Annotated in this window: 26 protein-coding genes; 14 read left to right on the forward strand and 12 right to left on the reverse strand. The window is 71.0% G+C overall.

The window, feature by feature from the left end; genetic code table 11:
• Window positions 1-48: 48 nt before the first annotated feature.
• Window positions 49-909, reverse strand: coding sequence for a dihydropteroate synthase (folP, locus tag AAW14_RS08835; protein ID WP_265561636.1), 861 nt, complete (start codon window positions 907-909; stop codon window positions 49-51).
• A gap of 152 nt (window positions 910-1,061) precedes the next feature.
• Here folP and AAW14_RS08840 point away from each other — a divergent pair, with 152 nt between their 5' ends.
• Window positions 1,062-1,409: a DivIVA domain-containing protein gene (locus AAW14_RS08840; protein WP_265561999.1), complete on the forward strand. Its 348-nt coding sequence runs from the start codon at window positions 1,062-1,064 to the stop codon at window positions 1,407-1,409.
• Window positions 1,406-1,999 carry a DNA-3-methyladenine glycosylase I gene (locus AAW14_RS08845; protein WP_322741028.1) on the forward strand — a complete coding sequence of 198 codons (594 nt, stop codon included), beginning with the start codon at window positions 1,406-1,408 and terminating at the stop codon, window positions 1,997-1,999. Before AAW14_RS08840 ends, AAW14_RS08845 begins: the two co-directional genes overlap by 4 nt.
• 106 nt (window positions 2,000-2,105) lie before the next feature.
• On the opposite strand, the gene AAW14_RS08850 is transcribed toward AAW14_RS08845, so the two are convergent.
• The gene (locus tag AAW14_RS08850; RefSeq protein WP_265561637.1) at window positions 2,106-2,909 is read right to left on the reverse strand and encodes an enoyl-CoA hydratase/isomerase family protein; all 804 of its coding nucleotides are present in this window, start codon (window positions 2,907-2,909) and stop codon (window positions 2,106-2,108) included.
• A gap of 371 nt (window positions 2,910-3,280) precedes the next feature.
• Between AAW14_RS08850 and AAW14_RS08855 the strand changes: the two genes are divergently transcribed.
• Entirely contained in the window at window positions 3,281-3,448 is a 168-nt protein-coding gene (locus tag AAW14_RS08855) for a DUF3117 domain-containing protein (protein ID WP_003966491.1), read from the forward strand.
• Between the two features lie 123 nt (window positions 3,449-3,571).
• Here the strand turns inward: AAW14_RS08855 and AAW14_RS08860 are convergent, their stop codons facing one another.
• Window positions 3,572-4,270 carry an O-methyltransferase gene (locus AAW14_RS08860; protein WP_322741037.1) on the reverse strand — a complete coding sequence of 233 codons (699 nt, stop codon included), beginning with the start codon at window positions 4,268-4,270 and terminating at the stop codon, window positions 3,572-3,574.
• Between the two features lie 225 nt (window positions 4,271-4,495).
• Between AAW14_RS08860 and sigE the strand changes: the two genes are divergently transcribed.
• The 5 genes from sigE (at window position 4,496) to AAW14_RS08885 (ending at window position 9,900) form a co-directional block, all read left to right on the forward strand.
• Window positions 4,496-5,191, forward strand: a complete 696-nt coding sequence (gene sigE / locus AAW14_RS08865; protein ID WP_265562005.1) for an RNA polymerase sigma factor SigE — start codon at window positions 4,496-4,498, stop codon at window positions 5,189-5,191.
• On the forward strand, window positions 5,188-6,171 hold the full coding sequence (locus AAW14_RS08870) for a zf-HC2 domain-containing protein (protein WP_265561737.1): 984 nt from the start codon (window positions 5,188-5,190) through the stop codon (window positions 6,169-6,171). Before sigE ends, AAW14_RS08870 begins: the two co-directional genes overlap by 4 nt.
• Window positions 6,172-6,310: 139 nt before the next feature.
• On the forward strand, window positions 6,311-8,332 hold the full coding sequence (locus AAW14_RS08875) for a S1C family serine protease (RefSeq protein ID WP_322741029.1): 2,022 nt from the start codon (window positions 6,311-6,313) through the stop codon (window positions 8,330-8,332).
• Window positions 8,333-8,537: 205 nt separating this feature from the next.
• The gene (locus tag AAW14_RS08880) at window positions 8,538-8,999 is read left to right on the forward strand and encodes a sec-independent translocase (protein WP_265561739.1); all 462 of its coding nucleotides are present in this window, start codon (window positions 8,538-8,540) and stop codon (window positions 8,997-8,999) included.
• A gap of 244 nt (window positions 9,000-9,243) precedes the next feature.
• Window positions 9,244-9,900: a hypothetical protein gene (locus AAW14_RS08885; protein ID WP_265561741.1), complete on the forward strand. Its 657-nt coding sequence runs from the start codon at window positions 9,244-9,246 to the stop codon at window positions 9,898-9,900.
• A 154-nt stretch (window positions 9,901-10,054) separates the two neighbouring features.
• Here the strand turns inward: AAW14_RS08885 and AAW14_RS08890 are convergent, their stop codons facing one another.
• From AAW14_RS08890 to AAW14_RS08900, 3 genes are read right to left on the reverse strand one after another with little or no spacing between them, the layout of a single operon-like run.
• On the reverse strand, window positions 10,055-11,188 hold the full coding sequence (locus AAW14_RS08890; protein ID WP_265561743.1) for an Mrp/NBP35 family ATP-binding protein: 1,134 nt from the start codon (window positions 11,186-11,188) through the stop codon (window positions 10,055-10,057).
• A 44-nt stretch (window positions 11,189-11,232) separates the two neighbouring features.
• Window positions 11,233-11,811 carry a DUF1003 domain-containing protein gene (locus AAW14_RS08895; protein WP_265561745.1) on the reverse strand — a complete coding sequence of 193 codons (579 nt, stop codon included), beginning with the start codon at window positions 11,809-11,811 and terminating at the stop codon, window positions 11,233-11,235.
• Window positions 11,801-13,078, reverse strand: coding sequence for a magnesium transporter MgtE N-terminal domain-containing protein (locus AAW14_RS08900; RefSeq protein ID WP_265561747.1), 1,278 nt, complete (start codon window positions 13,076-13,078; stop codon window positions 11,801-11,803). The genes AAW14_RS08895 and AAW14_RS08900 overlap by 11 nt, the downstream gene beginning before the upstream one ends.
• Before the next feature lie 174 nt (window positions 13,079-13,252).
• Here AAW14_RS08900 and AAW14_RS08905 point away from each other — a divergent pair, with 174 nt between their 5' ends.
• The gene (locus AAW14_RS08905) at window positions 13,253-14,008 is read left to right on the forward strand and encodes a hypothetical protein (RefSeq protein WP_265561749.1); all 756 of its coding nucleotides are present in this window, start codon (window positions 13,253-13,255) and stop codon (window positions 14,006-14,008) included.
• A gap of 145 nt (window positions 14,009-14,153) precedes the next feature.
• On the opposite strand, the gene AAW14_RS08910 is transcribed toward AAW14_RS08905, so the two are convergent.
• Entirely contained in the window at window positions 14,154-14,684 is a 531-nt protein-coding gene (locus AAW14_RS08910; RefSeq protein ID WP_265561751.1) for a hypothetical protein, read from the reverse strand.
• Window positions 14,685-14,703: 19 nt separating this feature from the next.
• Complete coding sequence (locus tag AAW14_RS08915; protein WP_265561753.1) at window positions 14,704-15,816, reverse strand: magnesium and cobalt transport protein CorA; 1,113 nt, start codon at window positions 15,814-15,816, stop codon at window positions 14,704-14,706.
• Between the two features lie 469 nt (window positions 15,817-16,285).
• Here AAW14_RS08915 and AAW14_RS08920 point away from each other — a divergent pair, with 469 nt between their 5' ends.
• On the forward strand, window positions 16,286-16,870 hold the full coding sequence (locus AAW14_RS08920; RefSeq protein ID WP_265561755.1) for a suppressor of fused domain protein: 585 nt from the start codon (window positions 16,286-16,288) through the stop codon (window positions 16,868-16,870).
• 30 nt (window positions 16,871-16,900) lie between these two features.
• Here the strand turns inward: AAW14_RS08920 and AAW14_RS08925 are convergent, their stop codons facing one another.
• On the reverse strand, window positions 16,901-18,205 hold the full coding sequence (locus AAW14_RS08925; RefSeq protein ID WP_265561757.1) for an MFS transporter: 1,305 nt from the start codon (window positions 18,203-18,205) through the stop codon (window positions 16,901-16,903).
• Window positions 18,206-18,378: 173 nt separating this feature from the next.
• Between AAW14_RS08925 and AAW14_RS08930 the strand changes: the two genes are divergently transcribed.
• The 3 genes from AAW14_RS08930 to AAW14_RS08940 all read left to right on the forward strand — a co-directional run bounded on the left by AAW14_RS08930 (window position 18,379) and on the right by AAW14_RS08940 (window position 20,769).
• The gene (locus AAW14_RS08930; RefSeq protein ID WP_265561758.1) at window positions 18,379-19,020 is read left to right on the forward strand and encodes a DUF6758 family protein; all 642 of its coding nucleotides are present in this window, start codon (window positions 18,379-18,381) and stop codon (window positions 19,018-19,020) included.
• 118 nt (window positions 19,021-19,138) lie between these two features.
• On the forward strand, window positions 19,139-20,005 hold the full coding sequence (locus AAW14_RS08935) for a PHP domain-containing protein (protein ID WP_265561759.1): 867 nt from the start codon (window positions 19,139-19,141) through the stop codon (window positions 20,003-20,005).
• Window positions 20,006-20,163: 158 nt separating this feature from the next.
• Window positions 20,164-20,769, forward strand: a complete 606-nt coding sequence (locus AAW14_RS08940; protein ID WP_265561761.1) for a MarC family protein — start codon at window positions 20,164-20,166, stop codon at window positions 20,767-20,769.
• 113 nt (window positions 20,770-20,882) lie between these two features.
• Here AAW14_RS08940 and AAW14_RS08945 read toward each other — a convergent pair whose 3' ends face one another.
• The gene (locus tag AAW14_RS08945; protein WP_265561763.1) at window positions 20,883-21,035 is read right to left on the reverse strand and encodes a hypothetical protein; all 153 of its coding nucleotides are present in this window, start codon (window positions 21,033-21,035) and stop codon (window positions 20,883-20,885) included.
• Between the two features lie 249 nt (window positions 21,036-21,284).
• Between AAW14_RS08945 and AAW14_RS08950 the strand changes: the two genes are divergently transcribed.
• Complete coding sequence (locus AAW14_RS08950; RefSeq protein ID WP_265561765.1) at window positions 21,285-22,181, forward strand: NYN domain-containing protein; 897 nt, start codon at window positions 21,285-21,287, stop codon at window positions 22,179-22,181.
• Between the two features lie 87 nt (window positions 22,182-22,268).
• Here AAW14_RS08950 and AAW14_RS08955 read toward each other — a convergent pair whose 3' ends face one another.
• Window positions 22,269-23,138 (reverse strand): alpha/beta fold hydrolase, encoded by an 870-nt coding sequence (locus tag AAW14_RS08955; protein ID WP_265561767.1) that lies wholly within the window; start codon window positions 23,136-23,138, stop codon window positions 22,269-22,271.
• 157 nt (window positions 23,139-23,295) lie between these two features.
• Window positions 23,296-25,491 carry a DEAD/DEAH box helicase gene (locus tag AAW14_RS08960; RefSeq protein WP_265561769.1) on the reverse strand — a complete coding sequence of 732 codons (2,196 nt, stop codon included), beginning with the start codon at window positions 25,489-25,491 and terminating at the stop codon, window positions 23,296-23,298.
• Window positions 25,492-25,905: the final 414 nt, after the last annotated feature.

Consider the following 25,905-nt stretch of genomic DNA (forward strand, 5'->3'; position numbering starts at 1 on the left):
GAGGAGCTCACTTCCCATCCCCTCCGGTGTTCGAGAGCCCCAGTCCGGCTAGGCGAGGCCCCGGCGTGCCACCGCCGGGGGGCGGTGGCCGGCGATCGAGGCGACCATGTCCAGGACCTGACGGGTCTCTGCCACCTCGTGCACCCGGTACACCTGCGCCCCCAGCCACGCGGACACCGCGGTCGTCGCCAGAGTCCCGAGCACCCGTGCCTTGACCGGCTTGTCCAGCGTCTCGCCGACGAAGTCCTTGTTGGACAGCGACACCAGCACCGGCCACCCCGTGGCGACCATCTCGTCCAGCCGTCGCGTCGCCTCCAGGCTGTGCCGTGTGTTCTTCCCGAAGTCATGGCCCGGATCGATCAGCACCGACTCCTGCGGCACCCCCAGCGCCACCGCCCGTTCGGCCAGCCCCACGGTCACCTTCAGGATGTCGGCCATGACGTCGTCGTACGTCACCCGGTGCGGCCGGGTCCGCGGCTGCGATCCCCCCGCGTGCGTGCACACCAGCCCCACCCCGTACCGCGCCGCCACCTCCGCGAGCCGTGGATCGACCCCGCCCCACGCGTCGTTGAGCAGATCCGCCCCCGCCTCGCAGACCGCCTCGCCCACCTCGTGCCGCCAGGTGTCCACACTGATCACCACATCGGGGAAGCGACGCCGCACCTCGGCGACGAAGCCGACCGTCCGCCGGGCCTCCTCCTCGGCCGTGACCTCTTCCCCCGGACCGGCCTTCACCCCGCCGATGTCGATGATCGCGGCGCCCTCGGCCACGGCCTGCTCCACGCGCGCGAGGGCGGGTTCGTCGCGGAACGTGGCCCCCTGGTCGTAGAAGGAGTCCGGGGTCCGGTTCACGATCGCCATGATCACCGGCTCGTGTGCGCCGAATTCACGCCCGCCCAGTCTGAGCATCCGCTGTGACCTCTCCCCTTATGTCCTGTCGTCCGGCCGCCTGCGACCTTAATTGTCAGCGACACATGGCACGATCGGACCTGGAGACATTCGACATCGGCACTTCCACGTCGGCGCGCACCGCGCCGGCACCGAGCGTGGGGACCTCAGTGATGTACATGTTCTTGTTCCTGGTCGTCGCGCTCGCCGCCGTGGTCGCCGCGGTGACACTGGCCGTGGTGGGCGGCGGCGAGCGCGCCCCCCTCCAGGAGGCTGTGCCCGAGCGGTTCGACGACCCGCTGCCACCGGACCGGCCGGTCGGCCGTGCGGACGTGGAGGCCCTGCGTTTCCCGCTCGCCGTCCGCGGCTACCGCATGGCGGACGTGGACGACGTGCTCGGCCGTCTCGGCGCCGAGATCGCCGAGCGTGACACCCGCATCGCCGACCTGGAGGCCGCCCTCGCTGGCGCCCGCGCGGCCCGGGACGTCACGGACCGGCGCGCCGAGGGGGACCACCAGTGAGCGGCGCCGCCCTGGCGGGACCCGACGGCGTGCTGCGCTGCCCCTGGGCCCTGTCCACCGACGACTACGTGACGTACCACGACGAGGAGTGGGGCCGCCCGGTCCGCGGCGACGACGCGCTGTACGAGCGGCTGTGCCTGGAGGCCTTCCAGTCGGGCCTGTCGTGGATCACGATCCTGCGCCGCCGCGAGGGCTTCCGGGCCGCCTTCGCCGAATTCAGGATCGCCAAGGTGGCCGCCTTCACGGACTCCGACCAGGAGCGCCTGCTCGCCGACCCGGGCATCATCCGCAACCGCGCCAAGATCGAGGCGACCCTCGCCAACGCGCGCGTGCTGGCGGACTGGGCGCCGGGGGAGCTGGACGAGCTGATCTGGTCGTTCGCCCCCGACAGCGCGTCCCGGCCCGTCCCGAAGACCCTCGCGGACGTCCCGGCCGTCACCGCCGAGTCGACGGCCCTGTCCAAGGCACTCAAGAAGCGCGGCATCCGCTTCGTCGGCCCGACGACCGCCTACGCGCTGATGCAGGCGTGCGGGCTGGTGGACGACCACCTGGAGGCTTGCGCGGCCAGGAACGGCCCCTCCGGCGCGTGAGGACAGGACCGTCGGGGCGGGAACAGGGCGTGGGTCCCGGGCCGGTCCCACCCGGGACGCCGGGCCCGGCCGGGTCCCGGGTATGACCGGTCCGGCCGGGCCGACGTCATCGGCCCAGGTACTTGGGCCTCTCCTTGTTCACGAACGCCTGCACCGCGATCGCGTGGTCCTCCGAAGCCCCCGCCCGCGCCTGGAGCTCGTCCTCCTTCTCCAGCGTCTCCTCCAGGGAGTGCGTGAGGCCGTAAGCCACCGCCTCCTTGAGTGCCGAGTACGACACCGTCGGCCCCTCGGCGAGCGCCGTGGCCACCTTCTGCGCCTCGGCCCGCAGCTCCGCCGGGGGGACGACCCGGTTCGCGATCCCCAGCTCGTACGCCTCCTGAGCGCCGATGTTCCTCGGGAAGAGGAGCAGATCGGCGGCGCGGCCCGGCCCCACCACCCGAGGCAGCGTCCACGAGACGCCCGAGTCCGCGGTCAGCGCCACCCCCGCGAACGACGTGTTGAAGGCCGCGGTGTCCGCCACGATCCGGTAGTCCGCGGCCAGCGCGAAACCGAAACCGGCCCCCGCCGCGACCCCGTTCACCGCTGCCACCACCGGCTTGGGCGCACCCGCCAGCGCCCGGACGATCGGGTTGTAGTGCTCCCGCACCGTGCTCATCGTCTGCCCCGAGCCCGTCTCGCGGTCGGCGGCCAGCAGGCCGATGTGCTCCTTGAGGTCCTGTCCCACGCAGAACGCCCGGTCACCGGCGGCGGTGAGCAGGATCGCCCGTACGGCCTCGTCGGCCGCCGCGGACCGGACCGCGTCCCGGAGGGCGACCTTGGCCGCGATGTTCAGTGCGTTCATCGCCTCGGGGCGGTTCAGCGTGATCGTCGCCAGTCCGTCGCTCACCTCGTAGAGCACGGTGTCGGCCATGGTGGTCCCCTCCGGTGTCACGGCTCCGTCGTACCGGTCGGTACGCCTGCGTCCGAGGACAGCATGGCCGAGATCACCGGCCGTGGAACGGACCGGACGTGTGACCTGTGTCAAAGAATTTCCGTGGACATCCGCTCGGGGGAGGTCCGTGCGGGGGCGAAGTATCACAGTCACATCGCCGAATTGAGTGGTTTTGCTCGCGCGTGTTGCCCAAGCGATGCCGACTCATGTTGGTCATCGGGTCCTGAGATGCGGGATAATGGCTTGGAAGCAATGTGTTCGAGGCCGGTGTCGCGTGTCCTGCGAAGGACCGAGTGCCCTTCAAGGGGCCGTCGGCTGACGATGAGCTGGTTTCAGGAAGGGGAACGAGCATGGCGGCCATGAAGCCGCGGACGGGCGACGGCCCGCTCGAGGTGACCAAGGAGGGGCGGGGCATCGTCATGCGCGTTCCGCTCGAAGGCGGCGGTCGGCTCGTCGTCGAGCTGACCCCTGACGAGGCCGACGCGCTTGGCGACGCCCTCAAGAAGGTCGTCGGCTGACGCGCAAGCGACCCCAGGTTTCAGTTGCCCCGGCATCGTACGTGGTGCCGGGGCCGCTGTCTGTCGGGGTGCGGTCCTCACGTACCCCTCGGCGCGCTCCGACCTCGTCCGTCGCGCGTGTGATCAGCGCTTGAGCGCGCACAGCAGCCCGTCGCCCACGGGGAGCAGCGAGGGCACCAGGTCCGGGCTCTCCCGGACCGCGCGCAGCAGCTCCCGCAGGCGCAGGACCTCGGTGGGCTGCGGTCCGGAGTCGATGGTGCGGCCATTGGCGAAGGCGCCCTCGAAGACGACGAGCCCTCCGGGACGCAGCAGGCGCAACGATTCAGCGAGGTAGTCCAGGACCTCCAGTCGATCGCCGTCGCAGAAGACCAGGTCGTAGCCGGCGTCCGCGAGCCGGGGCAGCACGTCCAGGGCACGGCCGGGGATGAACCGGGCGCGGTTGCTGGCGAAGCCAGCGGCGCGGAAGGCCTGGCGGGCGAACTGCTGGTGCTCCGGCTCGGGGTCCACCGTGGTCAGGACGCCGTCCGGCCGCATGCCGTGCAGCAGATGGATCCCGGAGACTCCGCATCCGGTCCCGATCTCCGCCACCGCCTTGGCGTCCACGGTGGCGGCGAGCAACCGCAGCGCTGCGCCCGCGCCGGGCGACACCGAGCGCAGCCCTGCCTCACGGGCCCGGTCGCGGGCCCAGCGCAGCGCGTCGTCCTCGGCGACATAGGCGTCGGCGAACGCCCAGCTCGTCTGCCGGTTGCCGGTAATGGCCCTCTCCTGTCCCCGCGATTGCCTGGGCGTGACTGTATCCGTTGACCGCGGGAACCCGCAGATGGGACCGGGCGTTTAGAAGGGTGGGAAGAGCAGCGGGGGAAAGACGGGGGAAAGGGCATGGACCTGGGCATCGAGCAAGTGCTGACGCAGCAGCATCAGCGCCCATCAAATTCTCGTAAAACCGCTTATCCGGAGCTAACGGGCGAGGTGGCTATGGTAGGTGCTCCACTGGACACCACCAGAGCCGACAGGGGAGGTGCGGCTGCGCCTGTGGATCGGGGAGGAGTGCTGCGGCGCCTTCTCAGGTCATCGGGTGAGCCGAAATCCGTGACCGACATTGCTGACACCCACCACGTTGACACCGCGCAGACCGCGACCTTCGCCACCCACGCGGACTCGCAGGCGTGGACTCCGCCCACCTGGGAGGAGATCGTCAGCACCCACAGCGGCCGGGTCTACCGACTGGCGTACCGCCTGACCGGTAACCAGCACGACGCCGAGGACCTGACCCAGGAAGTCTTCGTCCGGGTCTTCCGTTCCCTGTCGACCTACACGCCCGGCACGTTCGAGGGCTGGCTGCACCGCATCACCACGAACCTCTTCCTGGACATGGTCCGGCGTAAGCAGCGCATCCGCTTCGACGCGCTCGGCGAGGACGCGGCCGAGCGGCTGGCCAGTCGCGAGCCGAACCCGCAGCAGGTCTTCAACGACGCGCACTTCGACGCTGACGTCCAGCAGGCCCTGGACACCCTGGCGCCCGAGTTCCGCGCGGCCGTGGTCCTCTGCGACATCGAAGGACTGTCGTACGAGGAGATCGCCGCGACCCTGGGTGTCAAGCTCGGCACGGTCCGCTCCCGCATCCACCGCGGCCGTTCGCAGCTGCGCAAGGCCTTGGCGCACCGTTCTCCCGAGGCCCGAGCCGAGCGGCGCTCCTTCATGGCCCGGGTGCCCGCGCTGGGGGGAGGAGGCGCGACCGCGTGAGTGGATCCCGTCGCCCCACACCGACAGAGCAGCACCTGGGAGACCGTCTTTCCGCCCTGGTGGACGGAGAGCTCGGTCATGAGACGCGCGAGCGCGTGCTGGCCCACCTGGCCACCTGCGCGAAGTGCAAGGCCGAGGCCGACGCACAGCGCCGACTGAAGAACGTCTTCGCGGAGGCGGCGCCGCCGCCCCCCTCAGAAAGCCTTCTGGCCCGCCTCCAGGGCCTGTCGTCGGGAGGTGACGTCGACGGCGGTGGCACGCCGCTCGGCGGAGGAGGGTTCGGCAGAAGGCTCCACGGGACCGGGGGGCTGCCCTCGGGCCCCGGCGTCTTCGGCGTGAGGGGCGAGCCTTTCTCGTACGTCCCGTCGGGGCCGCACGCCACGGCGCTGGCCCCGTCCGAGGACCGTGCCCTCTCCGGGGACCGGGGTTTCCGTATCCATCACGTGGGGCGCCCCGACCCCGAGCGCCCGTCCTCGCGCGGGCTGCGGTTCGCGTTCGTCGCCGCGGGCGCGGTGTCGCTGGCCGCGATCGCGCTCGGCGGGGTGTCGAGCGTCCCGACGGATACGGGCGTGGAGGCTCGCGGTGGTCCGGGCACCGGCAGCAATGTCGTCCCGACGCGTACGCCGGGCACGGGCGGTGCCACGGCCCCCGAGGTCCAGCGCCGACGCAGCACACCGGTGCTCGGGCAGGTCACCGTCGGCGGGGGACCCGTGGCGTCCACGGCGGCATCGGCCCCGCTGCTGCCCGGAATCGCCGCCCCGGTCCAGGACGCCTCGGAGATCCGTGCGCTGACCGCTCCCGTGGTGGCCGGAGCCGCGGTGATGTCCCCTCTCATACGTCCGCTCGCCGAGACCGGGCCGGTCACGACGACCTCCTGGCCGACTGCCCCGAGGCTCATGGCTCCCGGGCTGCGAACCGCGTCGCCGCCGGCTCCTTCCGCAACCTCCACGCTCCCGCCCTCCTCGCACACCGCCCAGTGAGCCGGACGTCTGCCTGCCGCTCCCGGAACCTGGTTGAATCCAGGGACTGCCGCGCCCGCGCAGGCGATCCGGGCGCGGAATCGATGATCAAGCGGTGACTGCCGGTGCCGCGCTGCCGCGGGCCGGGTGTGGGGAGAGCATGAACGAGGGGAAGCCGATCCCTGCCGGGGAGACCGAGATGGAGACATCTGCGGCACGCGACGGCGCGGGCGCCGGGACCGACCTGGGCTCCGGGGCACATGAAGGCCTCCAGGCGTCGGGGGGTGCCGGGGCGCGGGGCGTCGAGGGCTCGGCGGCAGGCGGTGAGGGGCGGGGCAGAGGTTCCGACGGCGACTATGAACTGAGTCGCCCCGCCGGTGCGCCCCTGCGAAGCGGAGCCGACACGAAGGGGGACTTCGAGCTGGAGTCCCCGGTTGCCTCGGAGCCGGGTGGGGCGGTGGCTGGTCGGGACGTCGAGTTGGAGTCCCCGCCTGCGGTGGAGCCCCCGGGTGGGGCGGTGGCAGCTCGGGATGGTGGGCTGGAGTCCTCGGCTGTGGTGGAGTCCGGGCCGGGCGGCGGTGAAGGGGACTTCGAACTGGAGCATCCGGTTTCGGTGCGGTCCGAGGGTGGGGTCGTGGATCAGGCGCCGTCCGAGGCGTCCGATGCGGTGCCCGTCGGGTTCGCCGCTGCGGGCGGCGTCGAGCAGGAATGTTCCGAGGGTGCGGCGGCACAGCCAGGGGGCGTTGCGCACGCCGCTCCCGCCGAGCGTCCCAAGCCGCTCCACGATCCCGACCCCTACGGGACCCCGCCGTACGGCGAACCCGGCCCCTGGGCCCCCGCCCCGCCGGTCCAGCACCCGGGGGTGACGTCCGCGCACGGCGCGGGACCCGTGCCGCTTCCGGCGCAGGAAGCTCCTCTCCCGCCGGGCTCGCCCGCACCGGCCCCTTCGGCACTCGTGCCGCCGGGAGCGCCGACCGCCCCGCCCACCACTCCCTGGCAGCACTACGACCCCTGGGCACCTCAGGCCCCCTTCCAGCAGAACGGCGCGCCCGTCGCCACCCAGGAGCAGCGGCGCAGGCGGACCAGGAAGGCGCTCGTGCTCGGGGCCGTCCTGATCGCGCTCGTGGCCGGTGGTATCGGCGGTGTCGTCGGCGCCGTCCTGGAGCGCGACGGAGGATTCGGGAGCGTCCAGTTGCCGCAGGCCGGGGAGGAACCCAAGGGACGGGCGCCGGACAGCACCGCCGGGATCGCCGCCCGTGCGCTGCCGAGCGTCGTGACCCTGCATGTCAAGGGCACCGACACCGAGGACACCGGCACCGGGTTCGTCCTCGACGGCGCCGGACACATCCTCACCAACAACCATGTCGTCCAGCCCGCGGGGTCCGGCGGCGAGATATCGGTGACCTTCAACGGCGGGCAGACCGCCAAGGCCACCGTCGTCGGCCGGGACACCGGCTATGACCTCGCCGTCGTCAAGGTCAGCGGCGTCCGGGGGCTGAGGCCCATGCCCCTCGGCAACTCCGACAATGTCCAGGTCGGCGACCAGGTCGTGGCCATCGGCGCGCCCTTCGACCTGGCAGGCACCGTCACCTCCGGGATCATCAGCGCCAAGGAACGGCCCATCACGGCCGGTGGCGACAAGGGCGACGGGAGCGATGTGTCGTACGTCGACGCCCTGCAGACCGATGCCCCGATCAACCCCGGCAACTCCGGCGGCCCCCTCCTCGACTCCAGGGGACGGGTCGTCGGCATCAACTCCGCCATCCGGTCGGCCGACAGCGGCTCCGGCGAGAGCGGCCAGGCCGGTTCCATCGGGCTCGGTTTCGCCATCCCCGTCAACCAGGCCAAGCGCGTCGCCGAGGAGCTGATCAACACCGGCAAGGCCACCCACCCGGTGATCGGTGTCACGCTCGACATGAACTACACGGGAGACGGGGCCCGCGTCGGCGCGAAGGGCGCCGGCGGCAGCCCCTCGGTCACCCGGGGCGGCCCCGGAGACAGGGCCGGCATCAAGCCCGGTGACGTCATCACCGAGGTCGACGGTGTACACGTCCGTTCGGGCGAGGAGCTCATTGTCAGGACCCGCGCCCACCGCCCCGGTGACCGCCTGGAACTGACCGTCGTCCGCGACGGCGCCGAACGGAGGCTCACCCTCGTCCTCGGGTCCGCGGACGGCAACTGACACCAACCTCACCCTCATACGGACGGTCCCGAAAATTGCCCTACAAGGCAAACATCCCGGAAAACCCGACGTGCGCACGCGCACGGGGCGCCGGGACGGTACCCGTCGGACAGGAACGACGGGTACCGTGGATTCGGCCCGGATCCACGGAAGACCCGCATCGACCACCGGGGCCGAGGACCGAGGACATCGCTAGGAGCTTCAGGTGTTCAATGACATAGGACCGCTCGAGCTGGTGACGATCGTCGTCATCGCTGTGCTCATCTTCGGTCCGGACAAGCTCCCGAAGGTGATCCAGGACGTCACGCGCACCATCCGCAAGATCCGGGAGTTCTCGGAGAGCGCCAAGCAGGACATCCGGAGTGAACTGGGGCCCGAGTTCAAGGACTTCGAGTTCGAGGACCTCAACCCCAAGACGTTCATCCGCAAGCAGCTGGAGAACGACGGCCTGGGGCTCCAGGAGATCCGCAACGGATTCGACCTGAAGAAGGAGATGGCCGAGGTCACGGACGCGGTGCACGGCCGCGACACTGAATCCCCGTCGTCCCCGTCGTCCCCGTCGCCCTCGTCGTCCTCCTCGCCCTCCTCCGATCGCGTCGACATGACGAAGAAGCCCGAAACGGCCGACCCCGGCGAGCGCCCGCCCTTCGACTCGGACGCCACCTGAGCCGTACGCGGACGCCGTCGGCGTTGTGGGACGCCGCGCGGTGACGTGACGCAGGCCATACGCCCATCGGCGTGCGCGCGGCCATTTTGCGACGTGCAAGCGGCCGTACGCGCCGGGCGTTTCCATGCTGCCCGGAGTGCTGTGGCTATGCTGCCCAGTTGTTGTGCGGACCGTTTTGGGAGCAAGGACGCCCGTGGGGGGCGGGCCGCCCGGGTCCGACGAGAGCGAGGAGGCGTCCGGGCAGATGGAGACGACGAGTCGGGTGGGCGCGCAGGCGCCGGACGCGGAGGGCGGGCAGCAGCTCCCCTTCGCCCGGCGCACGGTCGACGGCTACCTCAAGGCGTCCTTCCCGTGGTACGGCCTCGACGAGGCGTTCACGGGGCCGCGCTGGCTGATGCAGGTGGGTACCGCGGCCGACGGGGCCGTGGAGCACGGATCGACCGGACACGGTGACGAGCCCTCCGTGCGCAGCGAGTCCACCGAGGACAACGAGCGTTTCGCGGTCGTGGTCACCGTCGCGGCCAACCCCGTACGGCGCAGCGCCGACGGCACCGGCCTGCTGGAGGCCACGTCGGTCTCCTCGGCCGCCTGGCTCGCGGGCGTGGGGCTGCTGTCGTTCACCTGGCCCGGTCAGATGGACCACAGTCTGCGGGACGACTGGCTCGACCAGCAGACCGAGACGGCGTGGGCGCTGGCGGACGATCTGACCGGCCCCGACTGGTCCACCCTGTCCCTGCCCGTGGACGGTGTCCCCACGCCGTTCCACTACCGCGAGTCCGAGTTCGGCTGGGTACTCGCCGGGTCCACGCAGGCGGGCGTGCACGTGGGGGCGTACGGCAGGGGCATGAGCGCATATGGGCTCGGCTTCGCCGTGATCAAGGACATCGCGGCCTACGCATAGGACGAAAGGACGCATGGATCTCACTGGGGCAATGGGCCGCACAGGCCGAGGCGCCTATGCGTAGACCGAGGGGGCACCGTTGGTCACGGTGCCCCCTCGCCGCCAGTCATCCGGACATCGGTGGCTGCGGTTGTCCGTGGTTGCCCGGGGCGCCCTAGAACTTGTTCTTCGGCGTGATCCCCAGCGACAGGCCTGCCAGGCCCCGCTGCCGGCCCCCCAGCTTCCCCGCGATCGAGCGCAGGGCCGCGCCCGCGGGGGAGTCCGGGTCCGTCAGGACCACCGGCTTGCCCTCGTCGCCGCCCTCGCGCAGGCGGACGTCGATGGGGATGGAGCCGAGGACCGGCACCGTGGCGCCGGTCGTGCGCGTCAAGCCGTCGGCGACCACCTGACCGCCGCCCGTGCCGAAGACGTCGACCATCTCGTCACAGTGCGGGCAGGGCAGGCCGGACATGTTCTCGACCACGCCCACGATCTTCTGGTGGGTCTGGACGGCGATGGAGCCCGCCCGCTCGGCGACCTCCGCGGCCGCCTGCTGCGGGGTGGTCACCACCAGGATCTCCGCGTTCGGGACCAGCTGTGCCACGGAGATCGCGATGTCGCCCGTGCCCGGCGGCAGGTCCAGCAGCAGCACGTCCAGGTCACCCCAGAACACGTCGGCGAGGAACTGCTGGAGCGCGCGGTGCAGCATCGGGCCCCGCCAGACCACCGGCGCGTTGCCCGGGGTGAACATGCCGATCGAGATGACCTTCACGCCGTTCGCCTGCGGCGGCATGATCATGTTCTCGACCTGGGTCGGGCGGCCGTCCACACCCAGCATGCGCGGCACGCTGTGGCCGTAGATGTCGGCGTCCACGACACCGACCTTCAGGCCGTCGGCCGCCATCGCCGCCGCCAGATTCACCGTCACCGAGGACTTGCCGACGCCGCCCTTGCCGGAGGCCACCGCATACACACGGGTGAGCGAGCCCGGCTTGGCGAACGGGACCTCGCGCTCGGCCTGGCCGCCGCGCAGCGCGGTCGCCAGCTCGCGGCGCTGCTCGTCGCTCATCACCTCGAGCGTGACGTCGACCCGCGTGACACCCTCGACGCGGGAGACCGCCTCCGTCACGCGCTGCGTGATCGTGTCGCGCATGGGGCAGCCGGAGACCGTCAGATACACGGTGACCGCGACCGCACCGTCTGCGCCGATCTCCACCGATTTGACCATCCCCAGCTCGGTGATGGGTCGCTGGATCTCGGGGTCGTTCACCGTCGCCAGTGCCTCGCGCACCGCGTCTTCCGTAGCCATAACCACGATGGTACGGCGCCCTGCGGGGGCCTCGGAAAGCCCCGTCAGCGGTCGTCTACATCACGTCCGCGCGACCGTTCCGCCGGGAATACGACATGCCCGTCAGGACGCCGCCGTTCCTCGATGTCCTTCATGAAGTCCTGCAGCTCCGAGCGGATCCAGTCGCGCGTGGCGACCTCGCCGAGGCCCGTGCGCAGTGCTGCGACCTCCCGGGTCAGATACTCCGTGTCCGCGATCGACCGCTCGTTCTGCTTGCGGTCCTGCTCGAGGTTGACCCGGTCGCGGTCGTCCTGGCGGTTCTGTGCCAGCAGGATCAGCGGGGCCGCGTAGGAGGCCTGCAGAGACAGCATCAGGGTCAGGAAGATGAAGGGGTACGGGTCGAATCGCAGGTAGAGCGGGGCGGCGATGTTCCAGAGCAGCCACAGCACGATGACGACCGTCATCCAGACGATGAACCGGCCGGTGCCGAGGAAGCGCGCGATCCGTTCGGACATGCGCCCGAAGGCCTCCGGGTCCCACTCGGGCAGGACGCGGGTGCGCCGCGGCAGCGGCTGGTCGAGCCGGATGCGGGGGCGGGTGGCGGCGGTCGCGCCGGAGGGGTACTTCTCGCGCTCAGGCGCCATCGGCGGCCCCCTCGTCCTCCAGATGGAACTCCGTCTCGCGCCAGTCGTCCGGCAGCATGTGGTCGAGTACGTCGTCCACGGTCACCGCGCCGAGCAGTGAGCCGGACTCGTCGACAACGGGAGCGGCGACCATGTCGTAGGCCGCGAAGAACCCGGCCACCACGGGCAGCGGGGCGTCCGGGGCCAGCGGCTGCAGATCGTCGTCGAGGATCGAGCTGACGAGCGTGTACGGCGGGTCGCGCAGCAGCCGCTGGAAGTGCACGGTACCCAGGTACTTGCCGGTCGGCGTCTCGTCCGGCGGCCTGCAGACGTACACCTGGGCGGCGAGCGCGGGGGACAGGTCGGCGTTGCGTACCCGCGCGAGCGCGTCGGCGACGGTGGCGTCGGGCCGCAGCACGATCGGCTCGGTGGTCATCAGGCCGCCCGCTGTCTTCTCCTCGTATGCCATCAGACGGCGCATGTCGGCCGCGTCGGAGGGCTGCATCAGGCTCAGCAGCCGTTCCTTCTCGTCCTCCGGCAGCTCGGCGAGCAGGTCGGCGGCGTCATCGGGGTCCATCGCCTCCAGGACGTCCGCGGCGCGCTCCTCCTGGAGCTTGCCGAGGATCTCGATCTGGTCGTCCTCGGGCAGTTCCTCGAGTACATCGGCGAGCCGGTCGTCGTCGAGGGCGGCGGCGACCTCCGCGCGGCGCTTGGCGGAAAGGTGGTGCAGGACGTTGGCGAGGTCGGCGGGCCGGAGCTGTTCGAAGGTGGCCAGCAGGCTCTCGGCGCCCTGTCCGTGCTCCTCCAGGGAGAACCCGGTGACGGCGGACCACTCGACCAGCATCGTCTCGCCCTTGCGCCGAAAGGCCCCGCCCTTCCCCTTGCGTACGAGGATCCGGTCGACCTCCCAGTCCCGGCGGGCGGGCAGCTGCTGCACGGAGAGGTCCCGGACGGTGACCTCCTCGTCGGTCTCGACGAGCTTGACGCGCCGGTCGAGGAGTTCCCCGAAGACGAGCCGCTCGGTGGGCCGCTGTTCGAAGCGGCGGACGTTCAGCACGCCTGTGGTGATGACCTGGCCGGACTCGATGCCGGTCACCCGGGTCATGGGCAGGAAGATACGGCGGCGGGTGACGAGCTCGACGACCAGGCCGAGCAGTCGCGGGGGCCGACGCCCCACGCGCAGCATGACGACCAGGTCGCGCACGCGTCCCACCTGGTCGCCGTTGGGGTCGAAGACGGCGACGCCGGACAGGTGCGAGACGAAGATGCGAGGGGCGCTTGCCGCCATGCGCGCGCCTCCTGTTCCTACCGTTTTGTCCGCTCGCGTGGGCTTCAGGCTAGCCCGTCCTGGTGCGGTACGCCCTGGCGAGAAGCGCGGACGGACTGACTCCGGAAGGCCTCGTGTGCACCGGTACGCTGCCGTACGCCGATGAGGACACTCGCATGAGAGGCAGCCCCACTCGTGACTGCAATTCCCCAGGGCCGTACCCGCAGGGCCGCAGTGGTGAGCGCGATGTGCGCGCTGGTCGTGACGGGCGCGGGGCTGACGGGGTGCAGCAGCGGCGACCCGGACGCCGGGACGAACGGCTTGGCGAAGCTGCCGGCCGACAAGATCCAGAGCCGGACCCGTGAGGCGGCCAAGGCGGCGTCGGCGGTACATCTGTCCGGGACCGTCGTCAGCAACGGCGGCACGTACACCCTGGACATGCGGCTGAAGGGCGAGGGGGGCACCGGATCGGTGACCTCGAAGAACGGCACGTTCCGGCTGCTGCGGGTGGGGGAGCACCTGTTCCTGAAGGCCGACGCGGCGTTCTGGAACCAGCAGGACGGCAAGGCGAGCGGCGGGGGCTCGGCGGCCGCGGCGAGCAAGCTCGACGGGATGTATGTGAAGGTGCCGACGGGAGATCCGGCCTACAAGCGCTTCAGCGGCTTCACCGACAAGGATCTGCTGCTGGACGGTCTCCTGACGCTGCACGGCACGCTGGCGACGGACGGCCGAAACGAGCAGAACGGGGTCCGCACGGTCCGCATCACCGGCGACAAGGGCGCAGGCGGCATGCTGGACGTCTCCCTCGAGGGCGTCCCGTATCCGCTGCGTCTGGTCCGCGCCGGCAACGCGGGGACGCTCAGCCTGTCGGACTGGGGAAAGGACTTCACCCTGGCGGAGCCGTCGAAACAGGAGACGGTGGACTACGGCAAGCAGCTGCCGACCTCCTGAGGCGCGGGATCGGCCGGGGCGGCCCTTTGGCGGAGCCGGAAAAACTTGCGGAGTCGGACAACCTTTCGGCCGCAGCGGCGCCCAGTGACGCCGACGGCGCCCGGCGGTGCCGGACCGGCCGCACGCTCTGCCGGACCGCCGCAGGCTATCGGCGCTTGCGCCGCAGCAGCCGTGGCAGGGCCGCCGGGATCGGGTGACGCGTCGTGGCCGGGGTCGGTACCGGCGGGGCCGCGAGCGAGCCGTCCGGCAGCGGCACCGTCGTACCCCGCGGCTCCAGGCGCAGCACCCGGCACTCCCGGCGCCACCGCTCCGGCATCTCCTCGCCGTCGGGAGCGTTGAGCCGCTTGCCCTTCAGCTCGGCGACCGCGCCCTCCCACTCGGGCGACCCCGGCGGCAGTTCCGCCACCGTGGCGGGCCAGGTGACGATCCGGCCGCCTTTGTCCTTGCTGCGGACCGTGACGACCGCATCCCCGCCGTCGACCAGCCCGGGCAGCGGCTGTTCTCCGGGGCCGTCGCCCACCACGCAGGCGGCGCCCTCGTGCCACACATGCCACAGCGCCTGCGCGGGCACACCCTGGGCACCCGCGTCGGGGGACGGCCCGCCCTGGACCCAGATCAGCCCGGACTTCTTCGTGGCCTCCTCGACGAGGGCCCGGTCGAGCAGCTCGCTTGTCATGCGCCCAGCCTAGGTCCTGTCACAGCCACCCGTTGCGCTTGAGCATGCGGTGGATGCCCACGCAGATGCCCACCGTGATGCCCATGATCACCGGGTAGCCGTACTTCCAGTGCAGCTCGGGCATGTACGAGAAGTTCATGCCGTAGACCCCGCACACCATCGTCGGCACGGCGATGATCGCGGCCCATGCCGTGATCTTGCGCATGTCCTCGTTCTGCGCGACGGACGCCTGCGCCAGGTTGGCCTGGAGGATCGAGTTCAGCAGCTCGTCGAAGCCCATCACCTGCTCGTGCACCCGTGCGAGGTGGTCGGCGACATCACGGAAGTACTTCTGGATGTGCGGGTCGATCAGCCGCATCGGCCGCTCGCTCAGCAGCTGCATCGGCCGCAGCAGCGGTGCCACCGCCCGCTTGAACTCCAGCACTTCCCGCTTGAGCTGGTAGATGCGGCCCGCGTCCGTGCCCCGGGGCGTCCCCTTGCGGCCCGGCGAGAACACTTCGGTCTCCACCTCGTCGATGTCGTCCTGGACGGCGTCCGCCACTGCGATGTACCCGTCGACGACGTGGTCGGCGATCGCGTGCAGCACGGCCGACGGACCCTTGGCGAGCAGCTCGGGGTCGTCCTGCAGCCTGTGGCGCAGCGCCCGGAGCGAACCCTGCCCGCCGTGCCGGACGGTGATGAAGAAGTCCCGCCCGGTGAAGCACATGACCTCCCCGGTCTGGACGACCTCGCTGTTGGCGGTGAGCTCGTCGTGCTCGACATAGTGGATGGTCTTGAAGACGGTGAAGAGGGAGTCGTCGTAGCGCTCCAGCTTGGGGCGCTGGTGGGCCTGGACCGCGTCCTCGACGGCCAGCGGGTGCAGCCCGAACTCCCCGGCGATTCCGGCGAATTCGGCCTCGGTCGGCTCGTGCAGCCCGATCCACACGAAGCCGCCGTCGCGCCGCACCAGCCGCATCGCCTCGTGCGGGGACAGCGGGCTGCGGGTCTCGACGCGGGAGCCGTCGCGGTAGACGGCGCAGTCGACGACGGCGGACGGCGTCGCCGGGTCGCGCGTGGCGTCGTACGCGCCGCCGTCCCGCAGCGAGGGACGGGACGGGCGGACCACGGCGCGCAGGTCGCGGATCATCGACATGGCAGGCTCCTTCGCAGCGAGCAACGAAGGCGCCGACGAGGTCGGAACTGCCCGGAATGGGGACGTCCTGACGAGTCTTCCCGCCCTTCGGGGGAGGAAGGATGTTTGGCACGTCCACAAAGCGGGGAGCACCGCACCGTCGCGGTGGCGGACTTCGCTGCTGATTCAGATCAGGCAGATCAGGCAAAGCGAAACGAAGTGCTCTTCCGTGATGCGCGAATGCGGGAGGTGGCAGCCAGTGGGGAGCAGCTGCATCAGAAGCCGGAAGAGCGGGTGGTACTGCACGGTCGACTTCGGTCCATAGCAGCCCCACCTCCTCCGGCCGGCCCCCGTGGGGGAGTAGTCCTCGGTGTCGGGACCCGATCGCGACGCTTCGGCGTGCTGCCCCGAACCACCGGGCAAGACTATCAGCAGACCGAAGTGTCAAGGCGCTGCTTTGCCGGGGGCTGACGAGTTCTATGCTCGCCGCATGGCTGATGTTCTTCCTCTGGTGGAGGCCCGGTTGCGCACCGCGCTGGGCGAACCGGACGCGCGCGCCGCGGTCACCTTCCTGGGCACGGACCGCATCGAGGTGCTGCGCTTCCAGGAGGGGGATCTCGTCCGCTACGCCACGCTCGGCATGTCCGCCCTGCCGATGACGGACCCCACGGCGACGCTCGCCGACCCCGTCAAGGGGCCCCGCGCCGAGTTGGTCCTCTCCGTCCGCGGCGGCCTCGCCGACACCGACAAGGTGCTCCGCGCGCTCGCCGTCCTCGCCTCGTCCCCGCAGGTCGAGGGCGTGGTCGTGACCCCGGGAGCCTCGCTGGACGTGGGCGAACCCCTGTGGCCCGGTGCCCCGTTCACCTCGGTCCTGGTCGCTGAACCGGGCGGTCTGGTCGAGGACCTGGAACTGGACGAGCCCCTCGACCCGGTACGGTTCCTGCCGCTGCTGCCGATGACCCCGAACGAGGCCGCCTGGAAGCGGGTGCACGGTGCCCAGGCCCTCCAGGAGCGCTGGCTGACGAACGGGACGGACCTGCGGGATCCGACCCGCACATCCGTCCCGCTGGAGTGACCGATCTCCCCAACGCGTGGGTGAAGTCCCTCAGTTGGCGGAGATCGTGACGCCGTCCTCGGTCGCGTGCCGCGGCTGCAGTTCGCCGGCCGTGGGGGTCCCACCTGCTCGAGCGGAGTCGAGGGCTTGGGGGAGCGTGAGCGCCTTGCGCCGTACGGCGACCACGACCGCGCCGACCACCGCCGTGGCCGCGCCGACCACGAACGGCATGCGGATGTCGCTCCACTCCTCGATCTTGGGCGCGAGGTAGGGCGCGGCCGCGGCGGCGAACCAGCGCACGAAGTTGTAGCCCGCGCTGGCCACCGGGCGGGGCGCGTCCGAGACACCCAGGGCCAGCTCCGTGTAGACCGTGTTGTTCACGCCGATGAACGCACCGGACAGGATCGTGCAGACGACGGCGGTGGTGTGGTCGCCGTAGCCGAGCACGAGTACGTCGGCCGCGAGCAGGACCAGCGAGCCGCCGAGGACCTTCAGGGAGCCGAACCGCTCCTGCATGCGCGGTGCCACGACCACGGAGAAGACGGCGAGCAGCACACCCCAGGCGAAGAACACCGCACCCGACTTGTACGGAGTCATGTTCAGCACGAACGGCGTGAAGGCCAGCACGGTGAAGAACGTGTAGTTGTAGAAGAACGCGGAGACCGCCGCGGACGCCAGTCCGCCGTGGCCGAGCGCCCTGATCGGGTCCAGGAGCGAGGTCTTCCGTGCGGGCTTGGGCTGCTCCTTCAGGAACGCCGTGATGCACAGGAAGCCGACGGCCATCAGGAACGCGGTGCCGAAGAACGGGTAGCGCCAGCTGGCGTCACCGAGCAGGGCGCCCAGCAGCGGGCCGCAGGCCATGCCGAGGCCCAGGGCGGACTCGTACAGCAGGATCGCCGCGGCGCTGCCGCCGGCCGCCGCGCCGACGATGACGGCGAGGGCCGTGGAGACGAAGAGCGCGTTGCCCAGCCCCCAGCCGGCCCGGAAGCCGACCAGCTGGGCGACCGAGTCCGAGGTGCCCGCGAGGCCCGCGAAGACCACCACGAGGGCGAGGCCGAGAAGCAGTGTCGCGCGACCGCCGATACGGCTCGAGACGAAGCCGGTGACCAGCATCGCGACGGCGGTGATCAGGAAGTACGAGGTGAAGAGCAGGGAGACCTGGCTGGGCGTCGCCCGAAGTCCCTTGGCGATGGACGGCAGGATCGGGTCGACGAGCCCGATGCCCATGAACGCGACGACGGATGCCCCGGCGGTGGCCCACACGGCCCTCGGCTGGCGCAGGATGCCACCGGCACCCGCGCCGAACGGATCCGTCCCGGCCGCTGCTGTGGCGGGTCCTCCTGTACTGCTGCTCATGAGTGTCCTCGCTGTCCTCGAAGAGATCGTTGGCTTTTACACATATTAAGTTAGCTGTGCTAATTAGTGCAAGTGCCATCTAGTCTTCGCCCCGTGAAGCTGACCTGAGTGGCGCACGCCGGACGGGTGATCGTCCTTGACGCGGCGCGGGACGGGGAGGACCGTGGGGCCCTATGAGGGGCGAACCCAGTTGCCCGAAGTGTGGTGGCCGGGTCAGGGCTCCCGGACTCTTTGCCGACTCCTGGCAGTGCGATGTGCACGGGAACGTGCATCCGCTGCAGCCCGTGATCCCGCCCAGCGTCGAGGCCCTCAGCGTTGTGGTGCACCGTGCCCAGGTGCCGGTGTGGATGCCGTGGCCGCTGCCGGTCGGCTGGCTGTTCACGGGCGTGGCCTACGCGGGCGACGACCGCAGCGGAGGCCGTGCGACGGCCGTGGCCTGCTCGGGCCCCGGACCGCTCGGTGGTGTCGGGGAACTGATCCTCGTCGCAGAGGAGTTGGGGGTCGGCCTCGGTGCGCGCTACGCGGGAGTCGACGGCCCGGACCCCGGTCCGCATCTGAACGTCGAGAAGCCGCCCCAGGCGAAGGTGCTGGCCGTCGGCCGCCCCACTCCGCTGTGGCATCTCTCGGGCACTCCCGACGACCGCGCGGTGTTCGCGGGCGAGGCGCTCGGCATGTGGCTGTGGGCGGTCGTCTGGCCCGAGCAGTCGGGGCTGCTGATGTACGACGAGATGGTGCTGACGGATCTGCGGGACGCGGGCGCGGAGGTTGACCTGCTGCCGTGCGGGGCGCTGTCGCCGCGCCTGCTCGAGCCATGACGCGGCGGACGCGGTGCGAGTAGGGGGCGCACCCCTGCCTCGGGTGTGACAGGTGCCCCTGAACTCCGGCTATCCTTGAGCGTCCCCTCCCGTCCCGTCACCGCTTGGAGTCCGTGTCGTGCGCATCGATCTGCACACCCACTCCACCGCGTCCGACGGTACGGACACCCCGGCCGAGCTGGTGCTCGGCGCCGCTGCCGGCGGACTGGACGTCGTGGCGCTCACCGACCACGACACCACCCGCGGTCATGCGGAGGCGATCGACGCGCTGCCCGAGGGCCTGACCCTCGTCACCGGCGCCGAACTCTCCTGCCGACTGAACGGCATCAGCATGCACGTGCTGGCCTACCTCTTCGACCCCGAGGAGCCCGAACTGCTCGCCGAGCGCGAGCTGGTGCGGGACGACCGGGTGCCGCGGGCCCACGCCATGATCGCCAGGCTGCGGGGGCTGGGTGTGCCCGTCACCTGGGAGCAGGTGGCGCGCATCGCCGGCGAAGGCTCGGTCGGACGGCCGCACATCGCCACCGCCCTGGTCGAACTCGGCGTGGTGGACAGCGTCTCGGACGCGTTCACGCCCGAGTGGCTGGCCGACGGCGGGCGCGCGTACGTCGAGAAGCACGAGACCGATCCGTTCGAGGCGATCCGTCTGGTCAAGGCCGCGGGCGGAGTCACCGTCTTCGCGCACCCGGCCGCCGTCAAGCGCGGCCGGACCGTGCCGGAGTCCGCGATCGCGGAGCTGGCGGCCGCCGGACTCGACGGCATCGAGGTCGACCACATGGACCACGACCCGGCGGCCCGGGCGCGGCTGCGAGGTCTCGCGGACGAGCTCGGACTGCTGGTCACGGGCTCCTCCGACTACCACGGCAGCCGCAAGACGTGCGTGCTCGGGGAGTACACCACCGACCCCGAGGTGTACGGGGAGATCATCCGGCGGGCCACCGGGGCGTTCCCGGTGCCGGGGACCGGCGGACGCCGGAGCGCCTGACCCTGCCGTAGTTCCATCTGCCTGCATTTCCTTCTCCGGGGCATCCGGCGCTCGCCGCCGTGTCCCGCCGTCACTCGCCTCCCGGCGTGACGACCGTCCCCAGTGGCCGTGGCCCGCCCGTGGCCGCATGCCCGCCCGTATCTCTTCGCAAGGCCCCCATGTTCGACGTCGCCGTCTTCGGTTCCCTCTTCCTGACCCTCTTCGTGATCATGGATCCCCCCGGGATCACCCCGATCTTCCTCGCGCTCACCGCCGGGCGCCCCGCCAAGGTGCAGAAGCGGATGGCCTTCCAGGCCGTCTGTGTCGCGGGCGGTGTCATCGCCGTCTTCGGTGTGCTCGGCCACCAGATCCTGAACTACCTGCACGTCTCCGTGCCCGCGCTGATGATCGCGGGCGGGCTGCTGCTTCTGCTGATCGCCCTCGACCTGCTGACCGGCAAGACGGACGAGCCCAAGCAGACCAAGGACGTCAATGTGGCCCTCGTCCCGTTGGGCATGCCGCTGCTGGCCGGACCGGGTGCGATCGTCTCGGTGATCCTTGCGGTCCAGAAGGCCGACAGCTTGGCCGCCCAGGTGTCCGTGTGGTCGGCGATCCTGGCCATCCATGTCGTGCTCTGGGTGGTCATGCGCTACTCGCTGCTGATCATCAGGGTGATCAAGGACGGTGGGGTGGTCCTGGTGACCCGGCTCGCGGGCATGATGCTCTCCGCGATCGCCGTGCAGCAGATCATCAACGGGGTCATCCAGGTCGTCCACTCGAGCTGACCGCCCCCGGTGCGCGCGGAGCCCCGTACGGCCTGAGGCCGTACGGGGCTCCGAAGTCTTGAGAACGTCTGCGCCGCCGCCTGCCAGGCAGGTGTACGACGCGGATCTTTCGGTTACGACGCGGATGCGTCGGCCGGGCGGATCCAGAGACGCTGCCCGATGGCCGCGGCCTGCTGAACGATCTGCTTGACGGAGGCGGCGTCCACGACGGTGGTGTCCACGGGCGTACCGTCGACGTCGTCGAGTCGCATGATTTCGAAGCGCACAGGCTTCTCCCTTCGTCTGGTCATCCTCCTGAGGAGAACTACTGGTGAGTGGAGCGCGGGGCGACGTTGCCCCCGTTCCTGTCTGATTCAACGGGATGCGTGTTACAAACATTCCCTACGCTAAGGAAATTTTTCGAGTCTCTAATTACCGGTCGGTAGCGAGTCCGAACCTGGCGTGGAATGCATTCACGGTGCACTGACTGGGACCGGTTGTGTTCGCAGCGTGACCATCGGGACAATGGGAGGCATATGAACGACGACCTGGCGGCGCTCGGCGCCCGCATCGACCGCACGAACGAGTTGCTCCAGCGCATGCTCGCCGAGGTGGCGAAGACGCCCTCGACCCACGCGATCTTCGTCGACGCCGGCTATCTCTACGCGGCAGCGGGACGGCTCGTCGCCGGTACCGAGGACCGCCGGGCCTTCGACCTCGACGCCGAGGGCCTGATCGACGCCCTCATCGACAAGGCCCGCACGATCTTCGCGGACAGCCGGCTGCTGCGCGTGTACTGGTACGACGGCGCCAGACGCCGCATCCACACGGCCGAGCAGCAGTCCATCGCCGAGCTTCCCGACGTCAAGGTGCGGCTCGGCAACCTCAATGCCAACAACCAGCAGAAGGGCGTCGACTCCCTCATCAGGACCGACCTCGAGTCACTCGCCCGGCACCGCGCCATCAGCGACGCGGCGCTCATCGGTGGCGACGAGGACCTGGTGTCGGCGGTCGAGGCGGCACAGGGGTACGGGGCGCGGGTGCATCTGTGGGGCATCGAGGCGCCCGAGGGCCGCAATCAGGCGGAACCGTTGCTGTGGGAGGTCGACAGCCAGCGCACCCTCGAGCTCGAGTTCTTCAAGCCCTACGTCACCCGGCGGACCGCCGCGACCTACGAGCCGTCGTCCGCGGGCCGCCCCACGCGCGAGGACGTCCGTTTCGTGGGTGCCCAGATCGCGGCGAAGTGGCTGGTGGCACGGGGGCGTGAGGCAATGGCGGAGCTGCTCACCGGCCACCCGTATCTGCCCGGCTCCATCGACCAGGACCTGCTGGTGGAGGCGGAGGGCCTGCTGCAGTACTCGCTGCGCGGCCAGTCGGACCTGCGGCGTGCGTTGCGGGACGGCTTCTGGGAGCACCTCCAGGCGCAGTTCTAGGCCGCGCGGGAGGGCGTCGTCCCCTCAGCCCGGGAGGGATGTCGGAGGGCCGCGGCGGATGTCGGGCGGACCGCGTCGGATGTCCCCCTAGAGGAGCCGGTCCCAGAAGGCGGCCAGGGCGCGGGCCGTCGGTGCGGGCTGGTCCGTGTTGGGGGAGTGCTCGGCGTAAGGCACGACACTGCGGTGTGCGTCCAGCCGCGCGGCCATGTCGTCCAGGAGCGGGACGGGCCAGGTGTCGTCGCGGTCACCGGACAGCACGTGCACGGGCAGGCCGACGGCGGCCAGTTCGGCCACGCGGTCGGGCTCCTCGCACAACTGCCGGCCAGTGGCGCGGAGCTGGGCCGGGCTGTTGCAGAGCCAGCGGCGGCGCAGGTCCTCCCCGTCGGAGAGACCCTCGTCGAGTGCGCCGGTGTCGGTGTCCTCCGGCGTTTCCACGGACTGGATCGCGTCCCAGACCTGAGCCATGTCCATTACGGCGAGGGCGTCGCGCAGCAGCTTGACGCGCTGCTGCTGGGGGACGGAGATCTGGGCGGGCCCGGAGGCCATCAGGGTGAGCGAGACGAACGGAGAGGCGTCGAGGAGGACGGCTGCGCGGGCGATCTGACCGCCCAGTGAATGCCCGAGCAGATGCACGGGCGTACCGAAGGCCCCCGCCTGTGCGATCACGTCCCGGGCCAACTCGCTCTGCGCGTACGGGGCCTCGTCGTCCCGGGGCCCGGGTGACTCGTACTGCCCACGGCCGTCGACGGCCACGGTCCGGTACCCGGCCGCCGCAAGGAGCGGCTGCAGGACGATGAAGTCCTCCTTGCTCCCGGTGAAACCGGGCAGCAGCAGGACGGTTCCCCTGACCCGTGGTGTCACCGCCGGTGCCTCGAGCACGGCGAACTCCCCGCGCTCCGTCACGAGCCGATGGGCCCGGAGACCGGGGGGCGGGGTGAAGGTCGGGGGACGGCTCATGGGGTGAGGTTACCGGGCGGTTGGGGCGGGACGGGGTGGGGCCGGGTGACATCACGGTGTACAGAACCACGGGGCTCACCGAACCGTGGGGGGATCGCGGGAACACAGATGGCCCGCCTCCACCGAAGTGGGGGCGGGCCATCGAACAAGCGTCGCGTCAGCCCTCGGTGGCCTCGGCGGCCTTGCGCGTACGCCGGCGCGGCGTGGCCGGAGCCTCGTCCGTCTGGGACGGGATCTCCGACTCCGCTGCCACCGCCGTCTTGCGGGTGCGGCGCCGAGGCTTGACCTCGGGCTCCTCGGCCGCCTGCGCCGGAATCCCGGCCTCGGCGGCCACGGCTTTGCGGGTGCGGCGGCGGGGCTTGGCCTCCGCGGCTTCAGCGGTGTCCACAGCGGTTTCGGCGGCGGCCGGGGCCGTCTCCGTGGCCTTGCGGGTGCGGCGGCGGGGCTTGGCCTCCGCGGCCTCGACGGGCGCGGCCTCGGCCGTCTTTCGGGCCCGTCGCGGCGTGGCCGGAGCCTCCGCCTCGGCCACGGTGCCCTCGGCCGTCTCCACGGAGACGTCCGCGGCCTTGCGGGTACGGCGCCGCGGCTTCGCCGGGGCCTCGACCTCCGTCGCCTCGGCGGGAGTCCCCGCCGTCTTGCGGGTGCGGCGGCGGGGCTTGGCCTCCGTGGCTTCGGCGGTGTCGAGGGTGGTCTCGGCGGGAGCCGGAGTGGTCTCGGCGGGAGTCTCCGCCGTCTTGCGGGTGCGGCGGCGGGGCTTGGCCTCCGTGGCTTCGGCGGTGTCGAGGGTGGTCTCGGCGGGAGCCGGAGTGGTCTCGGCGGGAGTCTCCGCCGTCTTGCGGGTGCGGCGGCGCGGCTTGGCCTCAGTGGCCTCCACCGTGTCCACGGCGGTCTCCGGGGACGGCGCGGCCGGCTCCGTCGTTTCCGTCACCGTCGCCACCGGCTCGGCGGGCACCCCGCCGCGCATCCGGCGACGGCGGCGCGGCGTGCGCGGTTCCACCGCCTCGCCGGTTTCGCCGTCCCCGCTGTCCACGTTCTCCGTGGCGACCGGCGCCTGCAGCGAAGCCCCGCTCCGTGTACGACGACGACGCCGCGGCGTACGCGCCGGACGCTCGCGCTCCTCGGACGGGCCGGAGGAACGGCGCCCGCGCGGCCCACGGCCGCCCGTCTCGCCGAGGTCCTCCAGTTCCTCCGCCGCGAGCCCGGCGCGCGTGCGCTCGGAGCGAGGCAGGACACCCTTGGTGCCCTCGGGGATGCCGAGGTCCGCGAAGAGGTGCGGGGAGGTGGAGTACGTCTCCACCGGGTCGTTGAAGTCCAGCTCCAGCGCCTTGTTGATCAGCTGCCAGCGCGGGATGTCGTCCCAGTCGACGAACGTGATCGCCGTACCCGACGCGCCCGCGCGGCCCGTACGGCCGATGCGGTGCAGGTAGGTCTTCTCGTCCTCGGGGGACTGGTAGTTGACGACGTGCGTGACGCCCTCGACGTCGATGCCGCGCGCGGCCACGTCGGTGCAGACGAGGACGTCCACCTTGCCGTTGCGGAAGGCCCGCAGGGCCTGCTCGCGCGCGCCCTGGCCCAGGTCGCCGTGGACCGCGCCCGACGCGAAGCCGCGCCGCTGCAGCTGCTCGGCGATGTCGGCCGCCGTGCGCTTGGTACGGCAGAAGATCATCGCCAGTCCGCGGCCGTCGGCCTGCAGGATGCGCGCGACCATCTCCGGCTTGTCCATGGAGTGCGCGCGGTAGACGAACTGCGCGATGTTCGCGACGGTCGCGCCCTCATCGTCCGGCGCGGTGGCGCGGATGTGCGTCGGCTGCGACATGTAGCGGCGGGCCAGCCCGATGACCGCGCCCGGCATGGTCGCCGAGAACAGCATGGTCTGGCGCTTGGCCGGAAGCATGTCGATGATCTTCTCGACGTCGGGCAGGAAGCCCAGGTCGAGCATCTCGTCGGCCTCGTCGAGCACGAGGCACTTCACGTGCTTCAGGTTCAGCTTCTTCTGGCCGGCGAGGTCCAGGAGCCGGCCCGGGGTTCCGACGATCACGTCGACGCCCTTCTTGAGGGCCTCGACCTGGGGTTCGTACGCCCGGCCGCCGTAGATCGCCGTGACGCGTACGTTGCGTACCTTGCCCGCTGTGAGCAGGTCGTTGGTGACCTGGGTGCACAGCTCGCGGGTGGGGACGACGACGAGCGCCTGGGGGGCGTCGGTCAGGGCCTCGGGCTTGGCCCGGCCCGCCTCGACGTCCGCGGGGACGGTGACGCGCTCGAGGAGCGGAAGGCCGAAGCCCAGCGTCTTGCCGGTGCCGGTCTTGGCCTGGCCGATGACGTCGGTGCCGGAAAGGGCAACGGGGAGCGTCATCTCCTGGATGGGGAAGGGGTTGATGATGCCGACGGCTTCCAGGGCCTCGGCCGTCTCGGAAAGGATCCCGAGTTCTCGAAAAGTCGTAGTCAGGGTGCTGCCTCTTCTGTGTGCGCGATGCGAGGCGAGCGCGGCGGTCCTGACCGTGCCGATGTCGTCGGCCTGCTTGGGGGACGGGCCTGTGGCACGGGACCACGCCGACGCTCCAGCGCTCGTACCGCTGAGGGTCCCTCCGGATGCCGTACGCACAGTGCCGTACGGGCAATGAGGGCTGTCGGGTCGGAGCCGATCGGGCCACCGACCGGGCATCCTCATGCATGCAGCCTGTCGAGATACGTCGAAGTACTCAGCAGGCGCATTACCACCATACCCCGGATTCGCGCACTCGCGATGGCCGATTCGGTCACGTAGCCG

The sequence above is a fragment of the Streptomyces hygroscopicus genome, from assembly GCF_026168105.1.
Taxonomy (GTDB): domain Bacteria; phylum Actinomycetota; class Actinomycetes; order Streptomycetales; family Streptomycetaceae; genus Streptomyces; species Streptomyces hygroscopicus_D.